The following is a 10591-nucleotide window of genomic DNA, read 5'->3' on the forward strand; positions in this document are numbered from 1 at the left end:
GGCCTGACCAGAAATCACAAACATTCTCTCCGTTTTCAGGTGTGAAACCGAGCGGCGAGGATCTGGCGAGTTCGCGTCCCCTTTCCGGTCCAGAAGGCACTGAACGCCGGGCCGATCAGGCGCATGGCAAGCAGCAGGACCGCCCGACAGAAGCGGAGTCCTTTTTCAGTGCCCAGAAGCAGGCAGCGCTGCAGAAAAGTTTTTCTTTCGCCGCGTTTGCCGCGGAAATGCAGAGCCAGGGGGCCGCAGAAGCGGGCGCTTCATTAACGGGGGCGGAGCTGTTAACTCAGGCTGGTGAGATTGCCAGTTATCTGAAAGCACAGTTTGCGGAAGTCAGCCGACGCGAACAGACATTGAACAGTCAACTCAATGATATCGATAACGAACGACGCAAAATCCGGATGTGGGTCGGTCAGATCGAAGAGCAGTATGACGAACGCGAGACGAATCTTCGTGCAAAAGAAACGGAGTTAATCCGCAAAGCAGTCGAGTGCGAAAAACTGGCGAGAACCGTATCGCAGGAGCAGGAGAAAGTTTTCGAAGCCCAGGATGCGCTGAAGCAGGAACGCAGCGAATTGCGGGATCAGATTCTGATCGAATTTTCGCAACAGCGGGAAGCGCTGGAGCGACAGCGGCTGGATCTGATTCACGAACGGAACCGCATTCATGAAGAGGTCCTCGAGACACTCGCCGACCAGCGAACGGATCTGGACCGCGATCGGGATGAGTGGCGGGGCGTGAAGCAGACGGAACTGAACCATCTGAAACGAGAGCGTGAACTGCACGAAACCACGATCAGGAAAGTCGAAGCAGAACTCACCTCCCGCAAAGAGAATCAGGAACTGGAACTGAAAACACAGCAAGCCGAATGGAAGTCGCACAGGCATGCAGAAGAAGAGGAACTGGAGTCACGCAAACGCGATTTTGTGATTCGTTCCGAAGAAATCGAGCATCAGCTGCGAATTCAGCGCGAGGATCTGCAGCGCGAATACGCGTCGCGGGAAGATGCATTCGAGCAGAAACGCACACTGATTGAGAACCGGATCAAGTTTCAGGAGAATCATCTGTTACGTCTGCGGAGCCAGATTGAACAGGATCAGCACGACTTTCAGCGTCAGCAGCAGATTCAGCAGCAGCAGCACGAACAGAATGAACGCATTCATATTTTAAGAATGAAACAGCTTGATCGATTTCGCGATTTATTATCACAGCGTGAGGAATCCCTGGTTAAAGAACGGTCTTTGCATGCCGAGCTGCGTCGTGCCGTCGAACGTTACGAGCTGAATCAGAAACAGCGCATGTCAGACGAATATGCGAGCTGGCAAAAAGAACGGGATGCACAAAAAGTAGAACTGCGCCGACAGCATGATATGCTGGCGTTACACGCGGAAAATCTGGAACGCCGCCGCGAGAGACTGGATACCTTGCGGGCCGAAGTCGAAGAGACCCATCGGGGCACATTGGAAATGCGTCTGGCGCTGGAAGAGGGCTGGGCACAACTCACGCAGGTCGAAGGCGAAGAGGCTGCCCGCGAACGACTGGAAAAAGCCCGCGACGCACTCGCCGCGCATTATCGGCAGTTGCGTGAAGCCTTGTCTGTAGAACGACAGGAACTTGATCATTCGCAGGAATTGTTCCACCGGCATCGCGATGAATTTCGCCAGGAGCGGCAGGACCTTTCGGAGTGGGTTGCTGAACGGGATGAGCAGTTACGACTGCGGAGCGAACAATTGCGTTATGAGGCGGAACAACTGGCAATGCGTGATGCGGCCTGGGATGAAAAACGGGAAACCTGGCTGCAGGAGCATGTACAGGCCGAGCAGATCATTCGGCTGCTGCTGCAGCAAATGACCGAGATGGCCGGAGCACAAGACACCATCGATGAGGCAGCCGAGTTCTCGAGCACAAAATCAACAGAACAGCGCTTATCAGAATGGATGGGGGAGGCAGCGGAGAAATCTCAGAATCAGCAACCGGCAGCAGACGACGAAGCCACCAAGTCGGATTCGTATGACTGAAGTGGCTGCAATGCATCAGGCAGGGATTTGCCTGCAGAATCAGCGCAGATCTTTCCAGGCATCCCAGCAGAGAAACAGAACCAGGGCGGCAGAAACGAGGAACATGATATCCATGATGGTGCTGCCTCGGAAAGGCATGCCCACAATGATGTCGACCAGAGCGAGTGCTGCCACCAGCCCGGAAGCGGCCATTGAGCCAATGATCATTTTCTTGGGTGCATCCGTCATTGCGATCCCCGTCCCTCTCTACTCGTGCTGAAAACTGTATGGTTTCTGGTTGTCCGTCTGAGCTGCGCTACTTTACCTGAAAGCGGTCTGGCTTCCAGTATACCGTATCGATTGGTGGAATTTCCAGTCGATTCTGGTGCTGATGAATACTTAACTTGTGCCTGTGACGCTACTTCCCGTTTGAACGCTTGAAAAACCGTTAAAATAGTGATATCCCGCTGAAATGTGGTCGCTCAGGAGAGTGAGCAAAGTTCAATAATATGCCCGTCCGGGTCATTTACAAAAGTCTGAGTCGCGCCATCCGGCCGGGATTTGGGAGGCGAGACAATGGGAATGCCCAGGCTGACTGCCTTTTCATAGGCCTGTTTTGCATCGTTGACCTGAAACGCAAAATGATGGGTTCGCGTATTTTGATTGGGATCGGTATTGCCTGCCCTGCCCGACTGATCGTGCTCGAGAATCAGGTGGATCTGCTGGTTTCCAATTTGAAACCAGTGCCCGTCAAACGTAAACGCCGGTCGCGGGACGTGACCCATGCCCAAAAAGTCGACATAAAACTGGCGGGATGCTTCCAGGTCTTTCACCACAAGCGTAATGTGATCAAATGCCTGCACTTGCAACTGATCAGAAACGGCAGATTCATTCATGGCTGATGTTTCTCCTGGTTTGAAGTAGCCCGAAGTCAGGTTACCTGCAGCGTTTCCGGGGCTGCTTCGCCCGAGTCTGTTTGATGATTGACGGTTTTGTTTTCGTTGAACTCGCTCTCGATGATTCAGGAAACGGCTGAAGTCAGAATGGGTTCACCCACTCTCCAGGCAGCCCCCTCTCGCACGACATGACGGTAGAGAGTATCGCGTTCGACGGGAATTCGGCCGGCCTCTTCAATCAGCCGGTGCAGTTGTTCGACTGTCAGTCCTTCGGGAGTTTTCGCACCGGCATCATGGTAAATCAGTTCATGCACGACAGTTCCATCCAGGTCGTCTGCGCCGAAACTTAACGCGGTCTGTGCCGTCTTTTCGCCGAGCATAATCCAATAGGCTTTGATGTGGTCAAAGTTGTCCAGCATGATTCGCGACAGGGCAATGACTTTGAGGTCCATCAATCCCGACGCTTTTTGAATTTCCGACATGCCTGTATTTTCCGGATGGAATGCCAGGGGAATGAATGTCTGGAAGCCTCCGGTCTCATCCTGCAGGTCTCGAAGCCGGCAGAGATGATCGACGCGGTGCCGGGCCTGTTCATAGTGGCCGTACAGAATCGTGGCGTTACTTCTCAAACCCAGGCCGTGCGCTTCGCGATGAATGTTCAGCCAGCTTTCCGCGTCGGCCTTGTGTTCGCAAATCTGTTCGCGCACTTCGGGGTGAAAAATCTCGGCTCCGCCGCCGGGCATACTGGAAAGACCGGCTTCCATCATCTGTTCCAGAACCCACTGCGTCGGCTGTTTGGTCATGAAGCTGAACCAGTTGATTTCCACGGGAGTCCAGGCTTTGATGTGCAGTTCGGGATACTCTTCATGAATGATGCGAACGACGTTCAGATACCAGTCAAATTTTTTCTGGTGATGCAGTCCGCCTACGACGTGCATTTCCGTCGCGCCGGTCGCCCGTGCTTCCTGCACGCGCTCACGAATCATTTCGTCGGTGAAGGTGTAACCGCGGGGCGATTTGAGGTCGGCACGAAATGCACAGAACTTGCAGCGGTAAACGCAGACGTTCGTCGGGTTCAAATGGATGTTGGTGTTATAAAACGCGAAGTTGCTGTTCTTGCGTTCGCGTATCTGATTCGCCAGATCTCCCAGCGTCAGAATATCGACTTTCTCATCCAGAAAAACCCCTTCGTCGAAGCTGATCCGCTCTCCGGCTTCCACTTTACGGGTAATGGAATCCAACTGTTTCTGTTCGTTTTGATTCAGATTCATCTGACTGACTGTTGATGCTTTTGGGCTTGTTTACGTGTTCAAACGGGTTTGCTGCGGTCTGGCAGATCGCAGCACGGGAATTATCATTTATTATTACGATTCAGACCGGCTTATGCGAGCCAGACATCGATCAATCCCACAAAGAACAATCCAATACTGATCACGGCATTCACGTGAAAAAACGCCAGATTGACGCGTCCGAGGTTCTCGGGATTCACCAGCAGGTGCTCGTAGATCAACAGGCAGGAGACAGCAAGAATCGCAATCAGAAACGGGATTCCCAAAGCCGCCACGTACCACAGGCTGAACAGGCAGACGATGGTCATAAAGTGGCTCAGCATAGCGAAACGGAGTGCTTTTTTAATTCCCCAGCGGGACGGAATACTGGAAAGCCGTTTTTCCTGATCAAAATGGACATCCTGACACGCATAGATAATATCGAATCCGCCGACCCAGAAAAAAACGACCAGTCCCAGTAGAACAGGTTCCAGTGAAAGGCTGCCGCGAATGGCAATCCAGGCTGCCAGCGGGGAGAGCATCAAGGCGGCTGAGAGCCAGTAATGACACCAGATGGTAAAGCGTTTGGCATAGGAATAACCGAGCAGAAACAGCAACACAGGGACCGAGAGATACAGGGGCCAGCGATTGGGCAGAAACAACAGCGTGGAGGCGATAAAGGCCAGAGATGTCAGCAGGGTGAAGAGAAACACGGCGCGAACGCTGATCAATCCTGCAGGGAGATGGCGGCCTTGCGTGCGCGGGTTCAGCGCATCGATGTCCCGATCGACGAGTCGGTTAAACGCCATCGCCGCCGAGCGGGCGAACAGCATGCACAGCAGAATGCCTGCCAGTTCCTGCCAGCGAAACGGTTGGCCGCGCCAGGCCAGTACTGCAGACAGCAGGGCAAACGGGAGTGCAAAGATCGTATGACTGAAGCGAATTAATTCGAGCAACAGACGCAGTCGGGCCAGCATCTCAATAAATCCAGTATAAGAGAACGTCGTCAGTCGGCCGTGAGGGGAAACACAGGCACGCCGGGCTCATCTTAGCTGATTGTGAGGCGCCCCCCAAGTCAGAGGCTGGCGAAATTGGCGGTGCTTCGCGGGAAATGTGTCTGGTCTGTTTACCTTGACGGGAAGGTATTCAGCGACGCGACATAACTCACAAAACGCTGGTCCACGCCCGGAATGTCCCGTGGAAGCCGCGCACTCAACGCTTCCGGTTTGGCGTTGGTTTTGAGATCTGCCAGATATTCCAGCAGGGTGTCCTTTGATTCCGGTGTGCCATTCAACATGAAATGGACCCAGGCCCAGGCTTCCTGGTAGTCCACCCGTTGCATCTGCGAGACTTTTTCGAGTTGTTCCAGACGTTGCATGTCGGGTTTCCAGCCGTTATTCAGTGCTACCGACAATCGCGCTGCATGGTCGCGGTTAATTTGTCCGGGTGTGTTGCCGGCGACTTCGAAATATTCGGCCAGTCCCTCGTCGAGCCACAAGGGAACTGTTTTCAGGCTGGCGTGTAACAGGCCGTGCGTAAACTCATGCCGCAAGTCTTCCTGAATGCGTTCGCCCCAGAACGTATACACGGCCAGTTCTTTGGGAGTGCCGACAAAGTAGGCACGCCGCGGAGGTAAGCCGGGATAAGTCGAATCCAGATAATTGCGGTATGCCTCTTCGTTGGTGAAGAGATACACGGTTACCTGCTCGCTGTTGAGCGGGATGTTCAACGTGGCACCGACGTCTTCGCGGAGCTTGACCAGATCCTGAAACAGTTCGTGATCTTCACCCAACTTGAAATCACTGAGAACAATCAGTTGTTCTGCGCTGACGCTATGCCGGGCCGGCAGATGAACGGTCTGATTTTTGGCCGCACTATGACAGCCCGGCGAGAACAACAGGCACAAGACCAGACAGACGCTCAAAGTCATTACTTTGAGTGCCGGCTGAGACTTCAGATGTGAAGCCTTGTCAGGACCAGGGTGCGATAGTTGTTTCACGATGGGTGGGTATTATCTCGTTGAGCGTTAATTGTATGGAAACAGGGGGTGTCGTGTCTTAAAAGCGTTTGCTCGGGGTCTCCTCGTTCGCAGCAGAACGTCTTTTCCCGGCTGGCTGGAACAGGTTGTCGAAAAATCCATTCGAAGCCGATTGCATGATGAGATTTCCTCTTCCGTTATCAATCAGAGACTGTGCCAGCTTCGGATGGTTTTTCCAGGTCGTCGCCTGCCATTTTCTGATGTCGGCATAAGTATCGTGGAGCCCGGCTTGTGACTTCGGGATGAAAAGCCAGCCTTCCTTGGTTTGAACAACATGAAATTCGAACGCGGCATACATGCCTCCCGCTCCAATCATCATGAAGATCAGAGCCGCTAGGATTCGGCGCATCTAACTCACTTCCTTGTGTTTAATAATACAGCTTCGCTTCAGTTCAGGGGGCGGGATCATCTCAGAAACTGGAAAATGCGGCAATAGTGAACCTGATGTTCCAGAACAAGGATGTGTTCATTCAAACACTCTGATCTGGTGACTGACCGAAGTAGTCACCCGCATTGATTTTTCTGCCGCACAAAAACTCACCGATCTGCATCCCCCGTTTTCCCTGAGGCTGGACCTGTTTTAATTCCAGAACCCCGTCACCGGTGCGAATGATCACTCTTTTTGTATTCGCAAAAATCACGGTTCCGGGAGCGGAATTCAGGAGTTCCTGGCCTGCATTCAAGGAGTCCAGGTCCTCGGTGGCGAGATTTTCGACATCCAGAATGAGTAATCTTAATGGTTCCTGTTCCGATTGGTGGAGAAATGCGAAGGGGCTGGGCCAGGGCTGCATGGCTCTGACATGACAGCCAATTTGAAACGTGGATTGGGTCCAGTCGATGGCCCCTTCCTGTTTATCCAACGTGGGGGCAAATGTCGCCTCGGCATGATTTTGGGTCGTTTCCTGCAGTGTGCCCTGTTCGATCTGTTTGAGTACCTGCATTGCCAGGGGGGCAGCGAGTGCGGCGAGGCGATCCTGGAGTTCGCCCGTGGTTTCTTTGGGTCCGATCGGTGTTTCCACCATTGCGGCCACAGGACCGGAATCGAGGGCGCGCTCGATGCGAAACAGGGTCACTCCGGTTTTGGTTTCCCCGTTACGAATCGCATACAGGATCGGTGCGGCTCCGCGGTATTTCGGCAGCAGTGAGGCATGCAGATTGAAGGCCCCCTGCCTGGGGATGTCCAGCAGTTTTTGTGAGAGAATCTGACCATAGGCGGCGACCAGCAGAACATCAGCCTCGAGATTGTGCAATGCTTCGAGTGATTCAGGTGTATTAATTTTTTCGGGTTGAAAAACCGGAATCCCGTGTTCGATCGCCAGTTCTTTCATGGGATGTGAATGGCGATGATGGCCGCGCCCCGTTCGATCGGGCTGGGTATACAGGCCGAGCACCTGATGCCCGGATGCAATCAGCGCTTGAAATGCGGGAATGGCAAATGTTCCGGTTCCCATCATCACAACATTTAAAGGCACGGCAGCAGCTCCTCACAGCGGGCAATATTTTATTCATTTTCAAAGCAGAAAACGGGTGTTTTCAGACTGTTCTGGCTGATACGTCAACGGGCCTTCGATCCAGCGCGAAGCCTGCTGATGTCGCGCGCTTTAGTCCAGCTCACGTTCCAGTTGCGCCAGATGTTCGCGAATTTCATCATCAGACGGGAATTCACCCCGTTGCTGCTGTTGCCGAAATACAGTTTCAAAATCGGCAATTTGCGCGTCGAGTTCAATTCGCTTGGCTTCTACCATCCGGTCCGGAAACATAATTCCTTCCAGATGATCAATTTCGTGTTGCACGGCGCGGGCCGCGAGATCGTCCAGCGTAATTTCAAACAATTGGCCATCGAGATCGTAGGCTTCGAGCGTGATCTCTTCAGAGCGCTTGACGTCTCCATAGAGCAAAGGCAGACTTAAGCAGCCTTCTTCGCCTTCCGCGGTCCCTTTGCGTTTTGTGATTTCCGGATTAATGAACACAAATTCTTCTTCTGGTTCATTGGGATCGGACGTCAGATTAATCACAAACAGCCGATAAGGAAGCGCCACCTGATTGGCAGCAAGCCCGATGCCTCGCGCTTCGTACATCAGATCAAACATATTATTCACCGTTTCACGCAGTTCCGGTGAGATACTTTTGATGGGCTTTGATTTCCAGCGGAGTGCCGGATGGGGATAGTGCACGATTTGTAAGGCGGCCATAATTACAGATACCCGGCGGGGTATGATATACAGAAGGAGTACTCAAATAATAATATTTCACCTGCCCGGCCGAACGATTCGCGCAGGGAAAATGACAGACGATATTATTAATTGTATATCAAGGCTGTTCGACAGATACAATCGATATGTCCGCTAACAAAAGTTTTGTTGCAGTTTTTTTGTACAACGTCTCCTGCCTTCGTTTTCCGGCCTGTAGGCAGGAAACGATAGAGTCTGTCCTTCGGCCTGAATCAGGCCGAGATGACAAAACGACAGGTGCTGACTTCTTCGTATCAGTCTTAATACATGGGAAGTGGATCCAGCGGTGCATAAGCTGTTGTAGGGACGGTTCCCTGAATCACAGGCGCACCAGCCGTTGATTGGTAGGTATCGTAGGTGTTGTAAGCTCCCTGTGGCGGATAAGTCGGAGCACCGACGCCGCAATTTCCTGAGGAACATCCACCACCGCTGAAAGGTGCCATTGTCGGGCCATAATTACAGCTGCCGCAACTGCTACCATAACGTCCGCACTGGCAACCTGTTGTCAGGGAGATCAACGCAAGACCCAGCATCATTAATCCGAAGCGTTTCATGAGAACAATCCTTTTCTACTACAAAGTTGCGAGAGAAAAATTCTATCGCCGATAATCAATCTGTGATGTGGAATAGTTAGACAATTTATGAAGCAGCCGAAGCTGCCATTTTCTGATAGTCTGCAGGGAGCAGGCTGGAATTCACACCAGCCCAGTGTGCAGTAAATCCTCCGGGATGTCGTTCCGGATTCGAGACAAAGGCAATCGACTCGTCTCTGACTTCATTTACCCCCTGGGGCAATGAAACCGTAGCGGAATGCTGGCCTTTCCAGATTTGCAGACTGGGCCAAAACCCCTGAAACTGGCCTGAGATAATCGTTTCCCAGCCGGATGAAATTCGGCTGATACTTACAGCAAGCTGGCGTCTCAGATTCCACCAGCGAAAAAACATATCCAAAGACGTGACCCAGACAAGCGGAATCTGTTTACGGTCCAGGTTGATATTTTGAAATAACAGGTTGAGTTCTTCCCGCGAGGGGACGGAAGGTAATGAGACGGGCAGGCCTTGTCGGTATCTGCTGACTATTTCCACGCGGAGTTTGCGTTGTGTTTCTGCGTCTGATTTCTGATGCCAGTCCTGTTCCGATTTCAAATACAGTAATTCAAGAGGAACCGGTAACGGGCTCGTCACATTGGAAACCTCACGAAACTCGTTTCCTAACGCCGATTCGCCATAGCAGATCACACCCTGATAGGGATAAGGATAATCTCCCACACGCATCCAGGCGCCTCCCGTCTGTTGTAACCGCTCTTTGAGCTGGATCACAAACTGAGAGTTGAATTGTTCGATGCCGGTACGGGATTTCTTTCCCAGTTCGCTTTTTGTACGACCAGTGGCAGATTCGCTGGAGAATTCAGACAGATCAATGACGGGGATCTTGCAGTGAGAGAGTGTCTGCAGGTCTTGTTCATTGAAAGTTTTCCGCGATCCGATCAGTAACAGATTCCACCGTGAGAGTTGGTAGCCTGAAAGTTGTGCCAGGTCGTCCTGGAGTTCGGTCACAGGCAGCCCCATTTCGCGCAATCCTTTTACAACAGGTGCAGCAACCCCTGCTAATAGAATCGGGTATTCCGGTAAATGACGCGAAACGGACATGGTCTGTTGATCTTTATCAGATATAGATAGTGGTGTCGGGTGTTTCGATTTGAAAGTTTTGAAGCACCGCAGTTTTAATTTGAAATGTAATCTGTCGGATGACGTGTAAATCAGCGTGGGAGGTGAGTGACAGGCCTGCAGGTCAGGCGCAGGCATCACGAATGTGAGGCGGGAAGATATTGATTTTTCAAAATCAGGTCAAGACGAAAGAATGAAATGAAACAAAAAAGCAGAAAACCTTTAATCTTTTATTCGTTTTTACTCTATTTTTTATAAAAAATATTTTTGCTGGCAAGCGGGAAGGACTGTAAATCGACGTCATACTGGAAGTGTGAGACTCAGGAGATTGTTGAAAGGTGTAAAGAATTAAGCTTGAAGTGATCGGCAGGGAGCGCGAAATCCAAGCCGAACAGGGGTTACGATTTTCACTTTCAAATTGGGGTTGGTGAAAATCAGGGATGCCAACTATAATCGGCCCCTCGCAACACAAATGGATTGCTTTGCGAGAATG

At 51.9% G+C, this 10591-nt stretch carries 11 protein-coding genes; 1 reads left to right on the plus strand and 10 read right to left on the minus strand.

Annotated features, from left to right (window positions below; genetic code table 11):
- Nucleotides 1–2018, plus strand: a 2018-nt coding sequence (locus Q0294_RS22445; RefSeq protein WP_299469913.1) for a hypothetical protein, incomplete at its 5' end; no start/stop codon positions are given.
- Between the two features lie 39 nt (nucleotides 2019–2057).
- Here Q0294_RS22445 and Q0294_RS22450 read toward each other — a convergent pair.
- The 10 genes from Q0294_RS22450 to Q0294_RS22495 form a co-directional block, all read right to left on the minus strand.
- Complete coding sequence (locus Q0294_RS22450; protein ID WP_299469915.1) at nucleotides 2058–2246, minus strand: hypothetical protein; 189 nt, start codon at nucleotides 2244–2246, stop codon at nucleotides 2058–2060.
- 233 nt (nucleotides 2247–2479) lie between these two features.
- Nucleotides 2480–2893: a VOC family protein gene (locus tag Q0294_RS22455; protein WP_299469917.1), complete on the minus strand. Its 414-nt coding sequence runs from the start codon at nucleotides 2891–2893 to the stop codon at nucleotides 2480–2482.
- Nucleotides 2894–3018: 125 nt separating this feature from the next.
- Entirely contained in the window at nucleotides 3019–4164 is a 1146-nt protein-coding gene (gene mqnE, locus Q0294_RS22460) for an aminofutalosine synthase MqnE (RefSeq protein WP_299469919.1), read from the minus strand.
- 110 nt (nucleotides 4165–4274) lie between these two features.
- Nucleotides 4275–5138, minus strand: a complete 864-nt coding sequence (locus Q0294_RS22465) for a UbiA-like polyprenyltransferase (protein ID WP_299469921.1) — start codon at nucleotides 5136–5138, stop codon at nucleotides 4275–4277.
- Between the two features lie 149 nt (nucleotides 5139–5287).
- The gene (locus Q0294_RS22470) at nucleotides 5288–6160 is read right to left on the minus strand and encodes a DUF1570 domain-containing protein (protein WP_299469923.1); all 873 of its coding nucleotides are present in this window, start codon (nucleotides 6158–6160) and stop codon (nucleotides 5288–5290) included.
- 58 nt (nucleotides 6161–6218) lie between these two features.
- Nucleotides 6219–6548, minus strand: a complete 330-nt coding sequence (locus Q0294_RS22475; protein WP_299469925.1) for a hypothetical protein — start codon at nucleotides 6546–6548, stop codon at nucleotides 6219–6221.
- Between the two features lie 121 nt (nucleotides 6549–6669).
- Nucleotides 6670–7671 (minus strand): methionyl-tRNA formyltransferase, encoded by a 1002-nt coding sequence (fmt, locus tag Q0294_RS22480; RefSeq protein ID WP_299469927.1) that lies wholly within the window; start codon nucleotides 7669–7671, stop codon nucleotides 6670–6672.
- 129 nt (nucleotides 7672–7800) lie between these two features.
- Nucleotides 7801–8391 (minus strand): peptide deformylase, encoded by a 591-nt coding sequence (def, locus tag Q0294_RS22485; RefSeq protein ID WP_299469929.1) that lies wholly within the window; start codon nucleotides 8389–8391, stop codon nucleotides 7801–7803.
- Between the two features lie 299 nt (nucleotides 8392–8690).
- Nucleotides 8691–8984: a hypothetical protein gene (locus tag Q0294_RS22490; RefSeq protein ID WP_299469931.1), complete on the minus strand. Its 294-nt coding sequence runs from the start codon at nucleotides 8982–8984 to the stop codon at nucleotides 8691–8693.
- Between the two features lie 85 nt (nucleotides 8985–9069).
- Nucleotides 9070–10080 (minus strand): hypothetical protein, encoded by a 1011-nt coding sequence (locus Q0294_RS22495; RefSeq protein ID WP_299469933.1) that lies wholly within the window; start codon nucleotides 10078–10080, stop codon nucleotides 9070–9072.
- Nucleotides 10081–10591 lie beyond the last annotated feature (511 nt).

Source organism: uncultured Gimesia sp. (genome assembly GCF_937919775.1).
In the GTDB taxonomy this organism is placed as follows: domain Bacteria; phylum Planctomycetota; class Planctomycetia; order Planctomycetales; family Planctomycetaceae; genus Gimesia.

Bases quoted from the DNA above. Each gene is read 5' to 3' on its own strand.
- Q0294_RS22450 (WP_299469915.1), bottom strand. From the start codon at position 2,246: ATGACGGATGCACCCAAGAAAATGATCATTGGCTCAATGGCCGCTTCC.
- Q0294_RS22465 (WP_299469921.1), bottom strand. From the start codon at position 5,138: ATGCTGGCCCGACTGCGTCTGTTGCTCGAATTAATTCGCTTCAGTCAT.
- Q0294_RS22490 (WP_299469931.1), bottom strand. From the start codon at position 8,984: ATGAAACGCTTCGGATTAATGATGCTGGGTCTTGCGTTGATCTCCCTG.
- mqnE (WP_299469919.1), bottom strand. From the start codon at position 4,164: ATGAATCTGAATCAAAACGAACAGAAACAGTTGGATTCCATTACCCGT.
- def (WP_299469929.1), bottom strand. From the start codon at position 8,391: ATGGCCGCCTTACAAATCGTGCACTATCCCCATCCGGCACTCCGCTGG.
- Q0294_RS22495 (WP_299469933.1), bottom strand. From the start codon at position 10,080: ATGTCCGTTTCGCGTCATTTACCGGAATACCCGATTCTATTAGCAGGG.
- Q0294_RS22475 (WP_299469925.1), bottom strand. From the start codon at position 6,548: ATGCGCCGAATCCTAGCGGCTCTGATCTTCATGATGATTGGAGCGGGA.
- Q0294_RS22455 (WP_299469917.1), bottom strand. From the start codon at position 2,893: ATGAATGAATCTGCCGTTTCTGATCAGTTGCAAGTGCAGGCATTTGAT.